Source organism: Falsiroseomonas ponticola, assembly GCF_016805305.1.
Classification (GTDB): domain Bacteria; phylum Pseudomonadota; class Alphaproteobacteria; order Acetobacterales; family Acetobacteraceae; genus Falsiroseomonas; species Falsiroseomonas ponticola.
Genome location: NZ_JAERQN010000005.1, coordinates 198,299 through 216,143, shown reverse-complemented (window position 1 = coordinate 216,143; position 17,845 = coordinate 198,299). Strand labels below are relative to the sequence as shown.

18 protein-coding genes are annotated in these 17,845 nt (G+C 73.6%); 6 read left to right on the top strand and 12 right to left on the bottom strand.

The genetic code is table 11. From position 1 onward, the window contains the following. Positions 1–58: 58 nt before the first annotated feature. The 4 genes from JJI54_RS16620 to JJI54_RS16605 all read right to left on the bottom strand — a co-directional run bounded on the left by JJI54_RS16620 (position 59) and on the right by JJI54_RS16605 (position 2,316). Complete coding sequence (locus JJI54_RS16620; RefSeq protein WP_203074138.1) at positions 59–340, bottom strand: hypothetical protein; 282 nt, start codon at positions 338–340, stop codon at positions 59–61. 66 nt (positions 341–406) lie between these two features. After that, positions 407–1,546: a methyl-accepting chemotaxis protein gene (locus tag JJI54_RS16615; protein WP_264177191.1), complete on the bottom strand. Its 1,140-nt coding sequence runs from the start codon at positions 1,544–1,546 to the stop codon at positions 407–409. Between the two features lie 98 nt (positions 1,547–1,644). Next, complete coding sequence (locus tag JJI54_RS16610; protein ID WP_203074136.1) at positions 1,645–1,944, bottom strand: hypothetical protein; 300 nt, start codon at positions 1,942–1,944, stop codon at positions 1,645–1,647. A 66-nt stretch (positions 1,945–2,010) separates the two neighbouring features. Then, entirely contained in the window at positions 2,011–2,316 is a 306-nt protein-coding gene (locus JJI54_RS16605; protein WP_203074135.1) for a hypothetical protein, read from the bottom strand. Between the two features lie 130 nt (positions 2,317–2,446). On the opposite strand from JJI54_RS16605, the gene JJI54_RS16600 reads away from it, so the two are divergent. Beyond that, on the top strand, positions 2,447–3,316 hold the full coding sequence (locus JJI54_RS16600; protein ID WP_203074134.1) for a hypothetical protein: 870 nt from the start codon (positions 2,447–2,449) through the stop codon (positions 3,314–3,316). 16 nt (positions 3,317–3,332) lie between these two features. Here JJI54_RS16600 and JJI54_RS16595 read toward each other — a convergent pair whose 3' ends face one another. The 3 genes from JJI54_RS16595 to secG form a co-directional block, all read right to left on the bottom strand. Further along, complete coding sequence (locus JJI54_RS16595; protein ID WP_203074133.1) at positions 3,333–3,497, bottom strand: hypothetical protein; 165 nt, start codon at positions 3,495–3,497, stop codon at positions 3,333–3,335. A 15-nt stretch (positions 3,498–3,512) separates the two neighbouring features. Beyond that, the gene (locus JJI54_RS16590) at positions 3,513–5,150 is read right to left on the bottom strand and encodes a CTP synthase (protein ID WP_203074132.1); all 1,638 of its coding nucleotides are present in this window, start codon (positions 5,148–5,150) and stop codon (positions 3,513–3,515) included. Positions 5,151–5,253: 103 nt separating this feature from the next. Further along, positions 5,254–5,577: a preprotein translocase subunit SecG gene (secG, locus tag JJI54_RS16585; RefSeq protein ID WP_203074131.1), complete on the bottom strand. Its 324-nt coding sequence runs from the start codon at positions 5,575–5,577 to the stop codon at positions 5,254–5,256. Between the two features lie 115 nt (positions 5,578–5,692). On the opposite strand from secG, the gene JJI54_RS16580 reads away from it, so the two are divergent. Both JJI54_RS16580 and JJI54_RS16575 read left to right on the top strand, forming a co-directional pair. Beyond that, a complete protein-coding gene (locus JJI54_RS16580) occupies positions 5,693–5,953 on the top strand; it encodes a type II toxin-antitoxin system Phd/YefM family antitoxin (protein ID WP_203074130.1) in 261 nt (86 codons plus the stop codon). After that, the gene (locus JJI54_RS16575; RefSeq protein ID WP_203074129.1) at positions 5,950–6,336 is read left to right on the top strand and encodes a type II toxin-antitoxin system VapC family toxin; all 387 of its coding nucleotides are present in this window, start codon (positions 5,950–5,952) and stop codon (positions 6,334–6,336) included. Before JJI54_RS16580 ends, JJI54_RS16575 begins: the two co-directional genes overlap by 4 nt. Positions 6,337–6,339: 3 nt before the next feature. Here JJI54_RS16575 and tpiA read toward each other — a convergent pair whose 3' ends face one another. Then, positions 6,340–7,089, bottom strand: coding sequence for a triose-phosphate isomerase (tpiA, locus tag JJI54_RS16570; protein WP_203074128.1), 750 nt, complete (start codon positions 7,087–7,089; stop codon positions 6,340–6,342). 87 nt (positions 7,090–7,176) lie between these two features. Here tpiA and JJI54_RS16565 point away from each other — a divergent pair, with 87 nt between their 5' ends. After that, positions 7,177–9,078: a peptidylprolyl isomerase gene (locus JJI54_RS16565; RefSeq protein ID WP_203074127.1), complete on the top strand. Its 1,902-nt coding sequence runs from the start codon at positions 7,177–7,179 to the stop codon at positions 9,076–9,078. Beyond that, on the top strand, positions 9,075–10,580 hold the full coding sequence (trpE, locus tag JJI54_RS16560) for an anthranilate synthase component I (RefSeq protein WP_203074126.1): 1,506 nt from the start codon (positions 9,075–9,077) through the stop codon (positions 10,578–10,580). The genes JJI54_RS16565 and trpE overlap by 4 nt, the downstream gene beginning before the upstream one ends. A gap of 7 nt (positions 10,581–10,587) precedes the next feature. Here trpE and JJI54_RS16555 read toward each other — a convergent pair whose 3' ends face one another. Together JJI54_RS16555 and JJI54_RS16550 are read right to left on the bottom strand one after the other, a co-directional pair. Next, positions 10,588–13,062 (bottom strand): polysaccharide pyruvyl transferase family protein, encoded by a 2,475-nt coding sequence (locus JJI54_RS16555; RefSeq protein WP_203074125.1) that lies wholly within the window; start codon positions 13,060–13,062, stop codon positions 10,588–10,590. After that, positions 13,059–14,258 (bottom strand): glycosyltransferase, encoded by a 1,200-nt coding sequence (locus JJI54_RS16550; protein WP_203074124.1) that lies wholly within the window; start codon positions 14,256–14,258, stop codon positions 13,059–13,061. The genes JJI54_RS16555 and JJI54_RS16550 overlap by 4 nt, the downstream gene beginning before the upstream one ends. Positions 14,259–14,412: 154 nt before the next feature. Here JJI54_RS16550 and JJI54_RS16545 point away from each other — a divergent pair, with 154 nt between their 5' ends. Then, positions 14,413–15,312 carry a hypothetical protein gene (locus JJI54_RS16545; protein ID WP_203074123.1) on the top strand — a complete coding sequence of 300 codons (900 nt, stop codon included), beginning with the start codon at positions 14,413–14,415 and terminating at the stop codon, positions 15,310–15,312. 59 nt (positions 15,313–15,371) lie between these two features. Here the strand turns inward: JJI54_RS16545 and JJI54_RS16540 are convergent, their stop codons facing one another. Together JJI54_RS16540 and JJI54_RS16535 are read right to left on the bottom strand one after the other, a co-directional pair. Then, positions 15,372–16,427, bottom strand: a complete 1,056-nt coding sequence (locus JJI54_RS16540) for an alpha-hydroxy acid oxidase (protein ID WP_203074122.1) — start codon at positions 16,425–16,427, stop codon at positions 15,372–15,374. Then, positions 16,427–17,812, bottom strand: a complete 1,386-nt coding sequence (locus tag JJI54_RS16535; RefSeq protein WP_203074121.1) for a hypothetical protein — start codon at positions 17,810–17,812, stop codon at positions 16,427–16,429. Before JJI54_RS16535 ends, JJI54_RS16540 begins: the two co-directional genes overlap by 1 nt. Positions 17,813–17,845 lie beyond the last annotated feature (33 nt).

Below are 17,845 nucleotides of genomic sequence, written 5' to 3'. Positions count from 1 at the left end.
GGCGCGCGATTAACCTTGTGCGGCCCCCGCGGCAAGCCTGCGCGCGGCCACGGCCCCGCTATTCGCCGCCGCCATCGCCCCCGCCGCCATCGGAGCCGCCATCGGAATCCCCGCCTTCATCCCCGCCATCGCCGGCGCCCGATTCCTCGCCAGCCATGCCGCCCTGCGTCGCGGCGACCAGCGCGAACAGCGCCCCGGCCCAGCCCAGCCCGACGGCACCCAGCAGAAGGCCTGGCAGGTCGTTCACCACGGCGGCGATCATGGCGGCGGTCGCGGCGCCGAACAGCAGCACCCGCGGGAAGACCGCGCGCCTGCCAGCCCCCCTGGATTGAACCGCCATCCCGCCGCCCCGGCCCGTTGCCGCGCGCCAGCATGCCGGCAATCCGCGACCGGCGGCAGCCCCGCGTCAGGCGGGACGCCCGGCCGGGTCCTGGATGATGACGCCCGACCAGCCGAGCCCGCGATAGGTCTCGTAGCCCGGGGTGCGGTGGAAGGCGGTGGTGCGGCCGCCGGGATCGACCACGAAGCCGTGGTCCCGCTTGCCGCCGGGCAGGCGCACCCGGTCCTCCAGCACCCCACGGGCGTCGGAGGCCGCGAGCACGCGCCCCGTCGCATCCACCAGCAGCGCGCGGGTCCGCCCCTGTTCCGCCGGCGTCAGCCGCACGCCGCGCAGCACCGCATCCGCCTGCGGGCCCCAGTCGAAATGGATGCCGAGCACCCCGATCGGGCGGCCATGGGCATCGCCACCCTCCCGGATCGCGGCGGCATAGGTCGCCACGGGCACGCCGCCCAGCGCGGCGCAGGGCGCCACATCCGCCACCGCGAAATCGTCGCCGGAGCCGGTGGCCAGCGCATCGCGGAACCAGCCCTCCCCCGCCACGGAAAGCCCGGCCACGCCGGGGTAGCGGTCCGGCCTGCCATTCGCGATGACGCGCCCATCCCGGTCGCACAACCAGAGGTCGAGATACACCGTATAGGCGGCGAGGATGACGCCGAGCCGCCGGGAGGCATGCGCGCAGCGCGCCGGATCTGGCGCGGCCGCCGCCTCCACCACCGCGGCATCCGTGGCCCACCAGCGCACGTCGCAGGTCCGTTCGTAGAGGTTGCGGTCGATGATCTCGATCGCGTTCAGCGCCAGGTCCACCAGGCGCTGGCCCGACATCTCCGCCGACATGCGTTCGCCGACCGTCTTCAGCGCGCGGAAGGCGTCGCGCAGCTCGCCATTCATCTCGGAGGAGAGGCGCGCCACCTCCGCCGCCACGGCCCCCACCTCCCCGGCCACCACGGTGAAGCCCTGGCCGGCCTCGCCGGCGCGCGCGGCCTCGATCCGGGCGTTCAGGGCCAGGATGCGGGTCTGGTGCGTGATGGCCTGGATGGCCTCCACCTTGGTGGCCGCGATGCCCGCGGCCTGGTCCACCAGGGCCAGCACGCGCTCCGGCGTCGCCTCGCCCGCCTCGGCGCCGCCCAGCCCATCGGGGCGGGGGGCCGATGCCGCTCCGGGCGGGGTGGCGTCGCGGCGTCGGGTGGCGAAGCCGTATCCGTCCATCGGCAAGCTCCTGCTGCGCGCGCGCTTCATGACAGTAGCGTCACTAAGAAAGGCTTGAGCGCGCGCGGATCACACCGCCGGGTTGCGGCCGCCGGGTGTCACTCCGGCGCGCCGGTCCCCCAGACGCGCCGGCGCGGCTGGACGGGCGGCGGGCGGCCGAAGGCGTCGCAGCGTTCGACGATGCTGAGCGGGATGGAGGTGGCGCGCGGCTGCGGCGTGGTGCGTGGCCGGCAATAGCCGGCCAGCATCAGGTCCACCGTGCCGTTGCGGTACACCCGGGACACCTGGCCCCAATCCCCGGCGCGGGCGGTGACGAATTCCCCGGGTTCGTCGCGCCGCAGGCGCACGAAGTCGCCGATGGCGAGGGGACGGGCAGGCGCGGCGTCATGGGTCTGCATGGGGCAAGCAGGCCCGACAACTTTTGACGCGATGTTACCGGGGGCCGGGAAGGCCCCGCCCCGGCGTCAGCGCCCCGGCCGCGTGTCCCACACGGCGGAGAAGCCGCGGCGCAGCGGCAGGCCCTGCCGGTCGCAGGGTTCGACATGGCCGCGGGGAATCGCCATGGCGCGGGCCATGGAGGCGTCCTTCGGCCGCGAATAGCCGGCCAGCTTCAGGTCGAGCGACCCGCAGGGATGCACGCGCATCACGACGCCCCAATCCCCCGGCCGCGCGCTGGCGATGGGCCCGGTCTCGGCCCTCAGCAGCCGGACGAGGTCGCCAGGCTCGAACAGATAGGTCTCGATGCCGCCGGTGCCGGGGATGGTCCTCATGCCCCCATTAAGTCATCGAAAGGATTGTCATTTCATTGATGTGGCGGCTGGCGATGCTGACTATCATTCGCAATGTCCGCCCAGGCGGCATGGCTGCCCCTACTTCACCCCTCGCCGCCGCCAGACCCCCATGACAGAACCTGCCCTCCACCAGGGCCGCGCCGCGGCCTATCCGCTGCTGCACCGCGGCGGCCCGGGCGCGCCCCTGCTGCTCTGCACACCGAAATTCGCCAGCAAATCCGCCATGGCCTTCGAGAATCCGGTGCTGGCCGAACGCCCGCTCGCCGTGCTCGGCGCCTATGACATGCTGGGCTTCGACAGCCCGGCGGAGGCCGTGGTGGACGACGTGGTCCGCACCATGGGCTGGCAGGAAGCGCCGGCGATCCAGGTCGCGGGCTACAGCCTCGGCGGCTTCGCGGCGCTGCTCTACGGCGCGCAGCTGGCCATCGCCCTGCCCCGCACCCGCGTCTCCATCTTCGCCTTCAGCCCGATGGTGGCGGTATGGCCCCCGGTCGCCGGGGCGCGCGGGCCGGACCATTCGGCCATGATCCTCAAGGCGCGCCGCACGGGCCGCGTCTCCGACACCATGCTGCGCTACGGCGATGCGCGGCCCTGGCTGAAGGCCGCCTGGGGCGCCAGCCGCCGCACGCTGCGCGTCACCGTCGCCTTCGCCGCCAACAACCTGCGCGACAGCGCCCATGCCAGGCTGCTGGAGGGCCGGAAGGGCATCACGCTGCTGCCCATGCCGACCGCCGCGCATGATTTCTACTCGCTCGTCCGCGGCGGCGACGACCGGGACGCGATCATCGAGCGCATCCGTCAGCGCCTGGAGGGCGAGGAACGCCGGCGCGCCGGCGCGCCCGACCCGCTGGCGGAGGCGACGCGCCTGACGGAGGCCTTCCAGGCCGCCACCAAGGCCTCCGGCGGCCTGCTGTCGCTCTATGAGCGTCCGAAACCCGCGACCGCCGAACCAGCGGCGGCGGAAGCCAAGGCGGCCTGAGGCAGGCCGGGCGCGGCTACTTCCTGCCGAGCCCGCCGCCCAGCAGCAGCGTGGCACCGAGCCCGACGGCCAGGGCAAGCGGCACGGCGATGGAGCCGAAGACCGCGGCCGCCACGATGGTCAGCACCAGGGTCACCCCGGCGCCGATACCCAGCCGCTTGAGCCTCGTCTTCTCATCCATCGCGGAACCTCCCCGTCAGACCAGCCGCGCCTGCTTCACCGCCGCGCCGATGAAGCCGCGGAACAGCGGGTGCGGCGCGAAGGGCTTGGACTTCAGCTCCGGGTGGAACTGGACGCCGATGAACCAGGGATGGTCCGGCACCTCGACGATCTCCGGCAGGCTGCCATCGGGCGACATGCCGCAGAACTTCAGGCCGACGCCTTCCAGCTTCTCCCGGTAGGCCACGTTCACCTCGAAGCGGTGGCGGTGGCGTTCCTGGATCTCGGCCGCGCCGTCATAGACCTCCCGCACCAGGGAGCCTTCCTGCAGCCGCGCCACATAGGCGCCGAGCCGCATGGTGCCGCCGAGGTCGCCACCGGCGCTGCGCGTCTCCACCTGGTTGCCGCGCGTCCATTCCGTCAGCAGGCCCACCACCGGCTCCGGGCAGGGCCCGAATTCGGTGGAGGAGGCGCCCTTCAGGCCGACCAGGTTCCGCGCGGCCTCGATCACCGCCATCTGCATGCCGAAGCAGATGCCGAAGAAGGGCACCTTGCGCTCGCGGGCGAAGCGCACCGCCTCGATCTTGCCGCCGGTGCCGCGTTCGCCGAAGCCGCCGGGCACCAGGATGCCGTGCACGCCTTCCAGGCGCTTCAGCGTCTCCTCGTCCCCTTCCTCGAAGACCTGGCTGTCCACCCAGTCCAGCTTGACCTTCACGTTGTGGGCGATGCCGCCATGCGTCAGCGCCTCGGCCAGCGATTTGTAGCTGTCGAGCAGGTTCGTGTACTTGCCGACGACCGCGATCGTGACCTCGCCCTCCGGCGCGCGGATGGACTGCACGATCCGCTCCCAGCGGCGCATGTCGGGCTCGCCGTAGAAGGAGAGGTTGAAGTGCCGCAGCACTTCGCGGTCCAGCCCCTCCGCATGGTAGCTGATCGGCACGGAATAGATGCTGTCGGCGTCATAGGCCGGGATGACCGATTCCGGCCGTACGTTGCAGAACAGCGCGATCTTGCGGCGCTCATTCTCCGGGATCGGGCGGTCGCAGCGGCAGAGCAGGATCTGCGGCTGGATGCCGACGGAGAGCAGTTCCTTGACGCTGTGCTGCGTCGGCTTGGTCTTCAACTCGCCGGCCGAGGGGATGTAGGGCACCAGCGTCAGGTGGATGAACAGGCTGCGCGTCGGGCCGAGTTCGTTGGCCAGCTGCCGGATCGCTTCCAGGAAAGGTAGCGACTCGATGTCGCCCACCGTGCCGCCGACCTCGACCAGGACGAAGTCGTAGCCATCCGTCTCCGCCTGGATCACGTCCTTGATCTTGTCCGTGATGTGCGGAATGACCTGCACGGTCCCGCCGAGGTAGTCGCCGCGGCGCTCCTTCGCGATCACGTCGGAATAGATCCGGCCGGTGGTCCAGTTGTCCGCCTTGGAGGCATGGACACCGGTGAATCGCTCGTAGTGGCCGAGGTCGAGGTCGGTTTCCGCCCCGTCATCGGTCACGAAGACCTCGCCATGCTGATACGGGGACATCGTCCCCGGATCGACGTTGAGGTAGGGGTCGAGCTTGCGAAGGCGCACCTTGTAGCCGCGCGCCTGCAACAGGGCACCGAGCGACGCCGCAGCGATGCCCTTGCCGAGGGAGGAGACCACGCCGCCGGTGACGAATACGAACCGCGTCATGGACGCCCCTCATAGCGAAGCCGCGCGGGCAAGCAAAGCCACCCGCGCCTTGTGGAACCGGGAGACAGCCATGAACCCCGCGCGGGGCGCGGGGCTGGCGGACTCAGTTGTTGGGAACGGACGGCGCGGCCGGGGCCGCGGGAACGGCCGGCACGGTGGCCGCGGGCGGCGCCGCGTCCAGGATGGACCCGCGCGGCGCCTGGCCCTTGCCGAGCATCGCCAGCACCAGCGCCAGCGCCATGAAGATGGTGCCGAGGATGGCGGTGGTGCGCGTCAGCAGGTTGGCGGTGCCCCGCCCCGTCATGAAGCTGCCCATGCCCTGGGAGGACCCGATGCCGAGCCCACCCCCCTCGCTCCGCTGAACGAGGATGACCCCGATCAGCGCCAGGGTGACGAGCAGGAAGAGGACGAGGAGGACAGTGGTCATGGCGGCCCGCTTCTAGCGTGGCGCGCGCGGGAAGGCCAGCGGTGGGTCACGGAAGACGGCGCTGGAAGCGGCGCCGATCTTTGTGTACACATCCTGTGGCAACAGGAGGTCGCCCATGCCCGGTCTGGACCTGCCCCGGCGCGTCGGCGTCCGGGAACTGCGCGACAACCTGACAGGCTTCCTGCGCGAGGCTCGGGAGGGAAAGGCGATCCTGGTCACCTCGCATGACCAGGTGGTGGCCGAACTCCGTCCGCCGCCGCCGGACAGCGCCCCGCGCCGGCAACCCGGAACGCTCGCCGGCCGCATCCGCATCGCGTCCGATTTCGACGAGACGCCGCCGGAACTCCTCGACGCCATGGAGGCCCCGCTGGGGTGAGGATCCTCCTCGACACCCATGCGCTGCTCTGGTGGCTGTCCGGCGACCCGCGGCTCGGCCCCGCCGCCACGGCGCTGGTGGCGGACCCGTTGAACGAGGTGCTGGCCAGCGCCGCCTCGCTGTGGGAGATCGCGGTCAAGACGCGGATCGGCAAGCTGGAAGCCGATGTGGCGGAGATCGCCGCGGCAATGCGCGACCAGGGCTTCCGCCTGCTCGACATCGCGATCCCGCATCTGGCGGCGCTGCAGACCCTGCCCGCCCACCACCGGGACCCCTTCGACCACCTGCTGATCGCAACGGCGCTGGTCGAAGGCGCCACCTTCCTGACGGCGGATCGCCATGCCGCCGCCTACCCCGTGCGGATTCTCAGCGCCTCGAGCTGAGCGTCACGCGGCCGCGCGCGCGATCGCCAGGAAATCCGCCGCCACCAGGCTCGCGCCGCCGACCAGCCCGCCATCGACATTCGGCAGCGCCAGGATGCCCTTGGCGTTCCCCGGCTTCATCGACCCGCCATAAAGGATGCGCGTCCTGGCCCCCGCCTCCCCGAACCGCGCCGCCAGCGCCGCGCGGATGGTGCCGTGGATCGCCGCGATATCGGCTTCCGTGGGCGTGCGGCCGGTGCCGATGGCCCAGACGGGCTCATAGGCCACCACGCCCGCGAAGCCGTCCGGCAGGCTGTCGGCCAATTGGCGGGAGACGACGGCCTCCGCCTGCCCCGCCAGGCGCTCCGCCTCCGTCTCGCCCACGCAGACCACGGGCACCAGCCCGGCGGCCAGGGCGGCCACCGTCTTGGCGCGCACCACGGCATCGGTCTCCCCATGGTCCGCGCGGCGCTCGCTATGGCCCAGGATGACATAGGTGGCGCCGACGTCGCGCAGCATGGGCGCGGCGATGTCGCCGGTATGGGCGCCCTTGGCGGCGGCGTGGCAATCCTGCGCGCCGACAGCCACGGGCTGGCCCAGCATGGCGGCCGCGAGGACCTGGACATGCAGGAAGGGCGGGCAGACCAGCAGCTCCGCCGGCAGGGCTTCCGCCACCGCACCGGCGCGCACCGCCTCCGCCAGCGCCGCGGCCTCGCGCAGCGTGCCATGCATCTTCCAGTTGCCCGCGATCAGCGGCCGGACGCCCGGGGTCATGCCCATCTCCCTTTCCCAACTGCCGCCGGCCCTACAGGCACCGGGCCGGGCTGGCAACGTGCGGATTTCTCGGCTACCCCGGCGGCCATGATCACCTGGTTCCGCAAGCTCACCCAGACCTGGGTCGCCAAGGTCCTGTTCCTCCTCCTGGTGCTGTCCTTCGGCATCTGGGGGATCGAGGACACGGTCCGCAACCTGTGGCGGGAATCCGCCGTGGTGCGCATGGAAGGCGCCAGCATCGAGGTGCCGGAGGCGCAGAACGCCGCCCGCCGCGAATTGCAGCGGGTGACGCGCCAGCTCGGCCCGAGTTTCGAGCCGGAGGAGCCGCTGCGCCGCGCCGTCGCCATGCAGGCGGTGGAGAACCTGATCAGCGAACGCGCCCAGCGGCTGGAGGCCGGCCGCCTCGGCATCTCCACCCCCGATGCGGCGGTGCAGGAATACGTCTTCTCCATCCCCAGCTTCCAGTCCGGCGGCCGCTTCAACCGGCTGATCCTCGACCAGTGGCTGCGCCAGAACGACATGAACGAGGCGATGTTCCTGCAGCTGGTGCGGGACGACCTGCAGCGCATCCAGCTGATCGGCGCCGTGCGCACCGGCGCCATGGCCCCCACCCTGCTCGCCAACGCCATGGTGCGGTTCGAGCGCGAGCAGCGCGTCGCCCAGGTCGCTGAATTCCCGCTGCTGGAGGCGCCGGAGCCGGAGCCGCCGACGGAAGCCGCCCTCGCCCGCTTCCACGCCAACAACCCCGACCGCTTCTCCACCCCTGCGCTGCGAGAGGCCACCGTCGCGGTGCTGACGGCGGAGACGCTGGCCGACCAGGTCGAGGTTTCCGACGCCGACCTGACCGCCGCCTATGAGGCGCGCCATTCCCAGTTCGAGACGCCGGAGCGCCGCGACCTGCAGCAGGCGCTGGTGCCGACCGAGGAAGCCGCCCGCGCCATCGCCACAACCTGGGCCGCCAACCCCGATTTCGCCGCCATCGAGCAGGCGGCGACGGCGGCCGGCGGCGGCGCGCTGGCGCTGGGCGACCTGACCCGCGCGGACCTGCCGATCGAGGCGCTGGCCAATGCGGTCTTCGCCGCCCCCGCCGGCGGCATCACCCAGCCCATCCAGTCCCCCTTCGGCTGGCACGTCATGCGCGTGGCCCGCATCACCCCCGGCGTGACCACCCCGCTGGCGGAGGTCGCGGACCGGCTGCGGCGGGAAGTCGCGCTGGAACGCGCCGGCGACCTGGCCTTCGAGCGTGCGAACCGGGTGGAGGACGCCATCGCCGGCGGCGCGACGCTGGAGGAAGCGGCCCGCCGCTACGCCATGACCGTCACGACGGTGAAGCTGGATGCCGAGGGCCGGGACGCCGAGGGCCTGCCCGTGGTCCTGCCCGTGCCCGCCGCGGCGCGGCAGGAAGCGCTGCGCGCGATCTTCACGGCGGAGATGGGCCGCGCCCCGCGCCTGGCCGAGCTTCGCCAGGCCGAGGGCTTCATGGCCGTCGAACTCCGCGCCATCACGCCGCCCGCGCTGAAGCCGCTGGAGAGCATCGCGGAGGAGGTGCGCCTCGCCTTCCTCGTCGATGCCCGCCGCCGCTTCCAGGAGGAGAAGGCCGCCGCCCTGCTCGGCGCCAGCCGCAACGGCGCCAGCCTGGCGGAAGCCGCCACCGCCCAGGGCGCGCAGAGCGACCGGATGGGCCCCTTCGGCCGCCAGCCCGTGGCCGGCACGCCCGGCCTGACCGTGCCGCCGGAACTGCTGCCCGCCATCTTCAACCTGCGTGTGGGCGAGGCGACGATGGTGCCGACCCGCAACGGCTTCGCGGTGGCGCAGCTGCTGGAGGTGATCGCCGCCGACCCCGCCGCCGATCCCGCCGCGCTGGCCAATGCGCGCAGCACGCTGATGAACCAGTCGGCCGATGAGCTGGAGGCCGCCTACCTCGCCGCGCTGCGCAGCCGCGCCGCGCCGCGCATCAACCAGACGCTGATGCAGCAGGTGGTGCCGTGAGCGCCGCCCCCTCCTTCGCCGCCTTCCGGGAGGCGGTGGCCGCCGGGCGCGGCCAGGTGCTGTTCCGGGAGCGGGTCGCGGATCTCGACACGCCGGTCGGCGCCTTCCTGCGCCTGGTGCAGGGCCGGCCCAATGCCTTCCTGCTGGAATCGGTAGAAGGCGGCGCGGCGCGCGGCCGCTTCTCCGCCCTCGGCATGGAGCCGGACCTGGTCTGGCGCTGCCGGGGCGGCCAGGCGGAGATCAATCGCCACGCCCTCTCCGCCCCCCATGCCTTCGTGCCGGACCCGGCCCCGCCGCTCGACAGCCTGCGCGCTCTGGTGCAGGCGACGCGCATGCCCATGCCGGCCGGGCTGCCCAGCATCGCCGCCGGCCTCTTCGGCTATCTCGGCTACGACATGGTGCGCCAGATGGAGCGCCTGCCGGCCAAGAACCCGGATGTGCTGGGCGTGCCGGAAGCGGTAATGATCCGCCCGACCCTGGTCGCCGTCTTCGACCATGTGCGGGACACGCTGACGCTGGTGACGCCCGTCTGGCCGGAACCTGGGACAGACCCGCAGGCCGCCTGGGACCTGGCGAATGCCAGGCTGGACGAGGCCGAGGCGGCGCTCGACCGCCCCCTGCCCCGCCCGGCGCCGCCCGCCGCCCTGCCGCCGCCGCCCGCCCCCACCTCCAACTTCACGAAGGAGGATTTCAAGGCCGCGGTGCTGAAGGCCAAGGACTACATCAATGCCGGCGACGCCTTCCAGGTCGTGCCCTCCCAGCGCTTCTCCGCGCCCTTCGGCCTGCCGCCCTTCGCGCTCTACCGCGCGCTGCGCCGCCTGAACCCGGCCCCCTACCTCTTCTACTGCGATTTTTCCGGTTTTTCCCTGGTCGGGGCATCGCCGGAAATCCTCGTCAGCGTGAAGCATGGGGAAGTGAAGCTGCGGCCGCTCGCCGGCACCCGCCCCCGCGGCGCGACGCCGGAGGAGGACAAGCGGCTCGAACTCGAACTCCTCGCCGATCCGAAGGAGCTGGCGGAGCACCTGATGCTGATCGACCTCGGCCGCAACGATGTCGGCCGGGTGGCGGAGATCGGCAGCGTGCGCGTGACGCAGAAATTCCAGGTCGAGCGCTACAGCCAGGTCATGCACATCATGTCGGAGGTGGTGGGCCGGCTGCGCCCCGGCCTCGATGCGCTGGATGCGCTGGCGGCGGGCTTCCCGGCCGGCACGCTCTCCGGCGCGCCCAAGGTGCGCGCCATGCAGATCATCGAGGCGCTGGAGCCCTCCCGCCGTGGCATCTATGCCGGCGGCGTCGGCTATTTCGGCGCGGATGGGGACATGGACACCTGCATCGCGCTGCGCACCGCGCTGGTGAAGGACGGCGTCATGCATGTGCAGGCCGGCGCCGGCGTGGTGGCGGACAGCGACCCGGAAGCCGAGTACCAGGAGACGCACCAGAAGGCCCGCGCCCTGTTCCGCGCCGCCGAGGAAGCCGTCCGCTTCGCGGCGCAACGGCGGTAGCCAGCGTTCAGACGATCCCGTCCAGCGCCGCCACCAGGCCGGCGCGGAAGGCATCGGTGATGGCGGCGATCCGGGCCTGGATCGGCGCCGGGTCGAAATCCGCCAGCAGGCGCAGGATCGTCTCCCGGCTCAGATCCTCCCGCCGCGGGTCCAGCAGCAGGTGCTCGATGCCGAGCTGCCGGTAGAGGCCGACGATCTTCGTCTCCTCCTCCTCCGGCTTGAACAGGCCGAGGCAGGGCACGCCGAGCTTCAGCGCCAGGATGCAGCCGTGGTAGCGCTCGCTCACCACGAAGCCCGCGCCGGCCAGCGTGTCCACCATCGTCGCCATGTCCTGCGCCAGCACCTGGCGATGCGGCTCGAAGGTCCGCAGCGCGCCGGTGTGGCCATCCATGATCGGGAACATGCTCAGCACCAGGTCGTCGGCCGTCATCAGCGCCGCCAGCCTCTCGTAATCCGCCCGGTTGTACGCCCCCATCTTGCGCGGAATGACGCAGAGCCCCCGGCCCCGCGGGCCCCGCCAGGGCCCGATCGACAGGTCGGCCAGGATCGGGTCGTTCAGCAGCGACACCTCCTGCCGGAAATGCCGCAGCGCCCGCACCGAATACTCGTCCCGGCCGGAGACATGGCGCGCCTGCCGGATCAGCGCGGCGGAGGGCTTCGCCACCGCCGCCGTCGCGCCATTGGCCAGGATCAGCACCGGCAGCGTCAGCCGCGCCGCCCAGGCGGGATTGTCGAGCGGCGCATGCGTCGCCGCCAGCAGCCCGCCGCCGCCGATCACCAGCGCGTCGAAGGCGTTCATGCCCTCCGGATTCGTCGCGTGCAGCCCGCCCTCGAACAGCCGGTCGGCCGGGAAGTCATAGGGTTTCGGCTTGCGGGAGAGCGAGGTCGCGAACAGGTCGAGGTCCGGCCGGCAGGCCTCGGCATGCCGCATCAGCGCCAGCGCCTGGTAGGTGTCCCCGATATTGCCGTTGGCATAGGCGCCCAGCAGCAGCACCCGCCCGCGCCTCCGCGCCGCGATGGCGGGGGCCGCCAGGGCCGGCGCCTCCTCCGTCAGCCGGAACCAGGCGAACTTGGCGGAGAGCTTCCGCGTCCCGTGCTTCGGGCCCCAGACCCTGTCGGCCTGGAACAGGCTGTCCGCGCGGATCGAGAGGCGCAGCGTGCCGCCCGCCGGCCCCGCCGGCACCGGCAGCTGGACGGTGCCGGCCTTCTCCGTGACGGATGCGGAGGCGACCTCCTGCCCATCGATCGCGAAGCGCAGGCCGATCCGTGCCCCGCCCGGCACCGGCGGCGCCCAGCCCTGCAGCTCGATCCCCCGCGGCCGGGTGCCCCGCGCCAGCGGGATCTCGATCTCCGCATCCCGCGCCCGCATCGCCGCCCCGGTGGAGGAGACGGGCTGGAAGCCCCGCCGCAGGTAGCGCGCGGCGTTGGACTGGCGCGCCAGGTTCACGCTGCGCCCCGGCGGCAGGTCGCCCCGCATCCGGCGCCAGATCGCCTCCCCGAAGGCGGCCCAGGTGAAGCCCGCGGCCTGCGCCGCCAGGTCGCTGGTGGTATCGGCCAGCGCCGCCCGCAGCAGGGGCACGATGGCCTCCGCCGGCGCGGCGGGGTCGAAGATCGCGCCGCCCGCGCCGGGCTTCAGGATGTCCCGCGCGAAGCCCGTGTCGCTCAGCACGGGGACGAGGTTGCTCATCATCGCCTCGATCGCCGGGATCGGCCCGCCCTCCAGGCCGGAGACCGAGCAGAAGACGTCCATCTCCCGGTACCAGGCGGGATAGTCGGCATAGTCGGCGGCGACGTAGCGGACATTCGGCAGGGCGAGGAATTCAGGCAGCCCCGGCCAGGCTTCCCAGGCCATCGCCTCATCCGCCAGGCCCCCGGCGGCGGGGCCCAGCAGGATGACCGGCACCTCCGGCATCAGCCGCGCGATCGCCAGCATCCGGTCGGGCTGCTTGCGCGGGTAGTAGGCGCCGACGAAGCCGATGGCGCCCGTGCCGGTGCGGCGCTTCGGCCGGAACAGCGCGGGGTCGGCGCCGCCGATCGGCACGCTGATCGCTTTCCGGTCCACCCCCCAGGCGGCCAGCTCCTCCCGGTTGCGGGTGTTGGGGGTGAAGAGATGCGTGCTCCGCCGGCCGATCGCCACCAGGTCGTCCCGCGTCAGGCGGGTGCCGAGGAAGAGGTGCGTGACCCAGACGAAGACATTGCCCGCCCGCACCACCGGGTACCGGGCCAGGAAATGATGGGCGAGCGCGAAATGCGCGAAGAAGTAGCTGCGCGCGGCCGGCGGGTCGAAATCCGCCCGCTCGTTCCGCTCCACGAAGAGGAAGTGGCACAGCGCGCCGGAGGCCTCCGCCACCACGCGGCAGATCTTCTCCAGGATCCAGCCGCGGGCGGAGGCATGCAGCACGAAGACGATGTCGAAGACCACCGCCTCGTCCCGGAAGGGCGGCGGCGGCGGATCGGCGGGCGGTTCCACGGGCGGGGTCACGCCACGAGCCGTTCGAAGACCACGCGCTGCCGCGCCTGCCAGCCGAGCCGCTCCGCCTCCGCCCGGTTGGCGGCCACGCCCCCGGCCTGCCAGGGATGCGCCGCGACCAGCGCTTCCAGCGCGCCGGCCAGCGTCTCCGGCCGCCCGGGATCATGGAAGCGGATCGCCAGGCCGCGATCCCCCCACCCCTCCAGCGCCGGGATCGCGGCCGCCGCGATGGGCGCGCCGGCGGCCAGCGCCTCCGGGAAGCGCAGCGGCGCGGCCAGGCGGCCCGGGGCGCAGGCGACGATCACCGCATCCGCCGCCTGCTGGAAGGCCCGCGCCTCCCGCTGCGGCAGGGCGCCGGCCACGATCACATTGGGCAGGCCGCGCTCCACCACCCGGTCGCGCAGCGCGGCCTGGGCGGGCGCCTCCCCGCCCAGCTGCACGAAGACCGCGTCGCGCAGCGTCGCCGCCGCTTCCAGCACCGCCTCGATGCCCCCCTCCTCCGCCATCCCGCCCGCCTGCACGAAAAGGTGCCGCGCCATGCCGTGCAGCAGGCTGCGCCGGATGGAAGCCGCCGCCGCCTGCTGCCGTGCCAGCGCCGCCGGGTGGATGGCGGGCCCCAGCACGATGATCCGCTCCGCCGGCACGCCGGCCGCCGCCAGCCGGTCCCGCAGCGCGGCGGATGCCGCGACCGCCAGCCGGGGCGGGGATGCCGGGGCCAGCAGGCGCGCCACCGCCTCCCCGTCCTTCTCCTGCGGCTCGCCGTGATCCTCGTAGATCGCGGGCAGGCCGCGTTCCAGCGCGGCGGCCAGCACGCCGGCGTGGCGGGTGTGGATGATGCCGCAATAGGGCAGGATGGCGCGCGGCAGCTCGTAGTCCAGCACCCATCTGCCGGGCGGCAAGGCGCCGAAGCGCGCGGGCAGGTCATGCGTGGCGCGCAGATCGTAGCCGCCGGGCAGGTCGTGCAGCCCCGCCACCAGGCGCCGCAGGGATGCCAGGCCTTCCCGGTTGTCGAAGGGAATGGGCAGGCCCGCCACGCCGCCCGCCAGCAGCGCGTCGCAGCCCAGATCCTGCACCGCCTGGGCGGTGTTGTGCGCCCATGCCAGCCGCGACCGGGCGGGCTGCGCCAGCGGGTCCCCCGGCGCGCCGAGGATGCCGTACCGCTTGCCGCGCAGCATCCGCCGCACCGCCGCCGCCGCCTCACCCCTCATCGATCAGGACCCAGCGGCATGCTCCTCGCCCGCCGGCCCCGGCGCCGGCCGCGCGACATTATCGCCCCGTTCTTCCCCGTCAACGAATCCGCCCCCGCCGCGTTGTGGCCCGCGCGCCAGGGAAGGAACCGCAGCGGTGGCAGGACAGCGGCACATGACGGCGGATCGCCGCCACGGCATCATGCGCCACCCCCGGCTGGCAGGAGTGATCGTGGCGACAAGGCGCCTTGCCCTTCTGGCGATGCCCGCCCTCGCCTCCTGCGCCGCCTCCCCGCGCCCGGGCGTGACGGGCGGCATCCCGGCCGGGGAGATGGCGGTGCCGCGCCTGGCGGCGCTCGCTTCCCATGGCAGCCTGGCCGGGGAGCCCGATGCGGCGCTGCGCTGGACCGCGATCCCCGCCGGCGCCACGCAGCTTCGCATCATCGTCCACCTGCACGGCTTCAGCGCGCCCGGGGAGCCGCTGCGCCTGGTGCAGGGGCGCCTGCCCGGCAGCGGCCTGGTGCTGCCGCCCACGCCGCCCAGCATCGCCATCCTGCCGCGCGGCCGCCCCGTGCCGGGCCGGCCGGGTGCCTTCGACTGGCCGGCGATGGGCGTGCCGGGCGGGTTGCAGGCGGTGGTGGAGGAAGCGCTGGCCCCCTTCGGCCCGCGCCTGCCGGCGCCGACGCACCTCGTCCTCACCGCCCATTCCGGCGGCGGGTCGGGCCTGGCCCGCATCCTGGAGACCAGCCTGCGCGGCGCGCTTCGGGTGGATGAGGCGCATCTCTTCGACGCGCTCTATGGCGACCACGGCCCGGTGCTGCGCTGGGCCCGCGCGCGGGCGGCGGACCAGCGGCCGGGCGTGCCCGTGCCCGCGCTGGCCGCGATCGCACGGCCCGGCACGGCGACGGAGGCTCCCTCCCGCCGCCTGGCCGCCGGGCTGGCCCAGGCGGGGCTTGGCGCGCCGCGCTTCCGGGTGCTGCTGACCAGCGCGCCCCACAACGACATCCCGCGCCTGTTCGGGCCCTCGCTGCTGGCCGATGCGGCGGCGGCGCTGCCGGCCACCTCCCTGGCCTAGACGGTTGTCTTCACGCATTTTCCGGGTCGTCGGGCGGTTCCGCCCGGCTTGAAGATGCTTCAGTCGAGCAGGCGGCGGTCGATCGCCGATAGCCGCTCCACGCCGAGCAGCCGCATCGCCGTCGAAAGCTCCGCCGCCAGGCGGGCCAGCAGGTCCCGCACGCCCTCGGCGCCGCCGCTGGCCAGCGCCCAGGCGGCCGGCCGGCCGACCAGCACGGCGTCCGCGCCGGCGGCCAGCGCCTTCACCACATCCTCCCCCCGCCGGATGCCGCCATCCATCAGCAGGGGCACGCGGCCCCGCACCGCCGCCGCCACGCGCGGCAGGGCGGCGAAGCTGGCCGGGTTGCTCTCCATCTGCCGCCCGCCATGGTTGGAGACGATGACGCCGCAGCCCATCCCCGCCGCCCGCGCCGCGTCATCCGGATGCAGGATGCCCTTCAGCATGATCGGCATTCCTTCCCGCTGCAGCGCCTCGATATCCCGCCAGGTCGGCGCGGGATCGGTGCCGCCCTGCAGAGGCCGGGCATAGGCCGGACGGTCATTGCCGTTGCCGCGCGCGGGGTCCGGCGCGAAGCGGTTGGCGATGTCCCTCTCCCGCCAGGCGGCGACGGGGGCGGAGAGCGTGACCACCAGCGCGCCATGGCCCGCCGCCTTCGCCCGCGCCGCCAGGTCCCGCGTCGCGCCGCGATCGGCCTGCAGGTAGATCTGCATCCAGCGCGGCGCGCCGGGTGCCGCGGCGGCGACCGCTTCCAGCGGCAGCGTGGCCACCATGGGCACGATGAACAGCGCACTCCCCGCGCCCCGCGCTGTCGCGGCCTCGGCGTCGGGATGCATCAGCCCGTGCAGGCCGAAGGGCGCGATGCCGATGGGATGCGGCAGATCGATCCCCCCGATCCGCCGCCGGAGGTCGGCCGGCCCGGCGCCGGTCAGCACGCGGGGCGTGAGCGTCGCGGCCTCCAGCGCCGCGCGGTTGCGGGCAAGCGCCGCCTCTCCCCCCGCCCCGCCCGCGATCCAGTCCGCCACGCCGCGCGGCAGCACCCGCGCCGCCTCCGCCTCCAGCCGCTCCGTCGCCAGCAGCGGGGTCGAGGCCAGCAGGCCGCGGCGCGGCACCAGCATCAATCCGCCTCCGGCCAGCAGCGGGCCACCGTCTCCGGGTCCACCCGGCGCTCGGCGGGCTCCGACAGGAGGCGGGAGAGCGTCGCATCCGGCCAGGGGACGACGTAGTGGGACCAGTCCGTGTCGGTGAAGACGGATTGCGCGGCCGCTTCTGGCAGGGTGCAGCCACGGCTCGCCTCCCAGGGCTCGTTGAACAGGATGGAGGCCTCCATCGCCTGCCCCGCCGCGCCGGCCGCGAGCAGCCCGGCCAGCACCAGGCGGCGCCATCCCGGCCCGGCCTGCGCCAGCGCCAGCGCCGCCGCCACGGCCAGGAAGGACAGCGCCGCGATGCCGCCGCGCATCGTCATCTCGTTGCCCGGCCCGAAGACGTAGAGCGGCAGGATCGCCAGCAGGGCGACCGCCGCGGCCAGCAGGCGGGACCGCGCCAGCAGCCGCACCGCCAGCGCCACAGCGCCGACCTCCACCAGCAGGAACAGCAGCAGCCGCGGCAGGCTGTCCCAGCCATGGATCGCGAAGAGGAAGCCATGCGGGATGGAGGAGGAGCCCGCCATCAGGAAGACGCCCGCCGGGATGACGATGGCGACCGACAGCCAATTGGGCGGCCCCGCCAGCGCCGCCCGCAGCAGCTTCCAGCCCGCCAGCAGGAAGGCCGCCGCCGTCAGCACCCCCGCCCCCAGGGCGGAAAGCGGCGCCCAGACGGCGGCCGCCGCCAGCGGCAGCCCCGCCGCCGCCGCGAAGCGCGGCTGGCGCGCATGGCGCAGCAGCAGCAGCGCCGGCAGCCAGGCCGGCAGCGCGTGGTTCGGCACCCAGAGCAGCAGCGTCACATGGCCGGAGAACTGGAATTCCCGCGCCCACCATTCGCCGCCGCGGCCCCAATAGGCCGCGATGCCATCCCCCTGCGTCCCGTCCAGCCAGAGGTTGGGCAGCAGGTCGAGCCCGCCGAAGCTGACGAAGACCAGGGCGAGGACCAGCGCCGCATGGCGCCGCCCGGGCAGCGCTTCCCGCCCCAGCGCCGCCAGCTGCGCGAGCAGGAGGAAAAGGCCGAGCGCCGTCCAGAGGAAGAGGGCGAGCTGCGCGGCCTCCACGCCGCCCAGCCGGCCGATCGCCGCCGCCGGCATGTAGTAGCCGAGCGGCGCGCGCAGCAGCCAGGCAAGGTCCCCGATGGCGTAGAGCACCGGCCAGGGTCCCGTCGCCAGGTCATGCAGCACCGCGTCCCGGATCTGCCAATCCACCGCGGCGTAGAGGAGGTGATGCGTGCCGCTGGACCCGAAGCCCCAGGCCAGCGCGCCAAGCCCGCAGGCCAGCGTCGCGGGGCGCGACAGCGGCCAGGCCTGCCGCCAGCCCGGCGCCAGGGCGAAGGCGCACCCGCCCGCCGCGAGACTCAACGCCGCCCAGGGCCATTCGAGAAAACCGCCGGC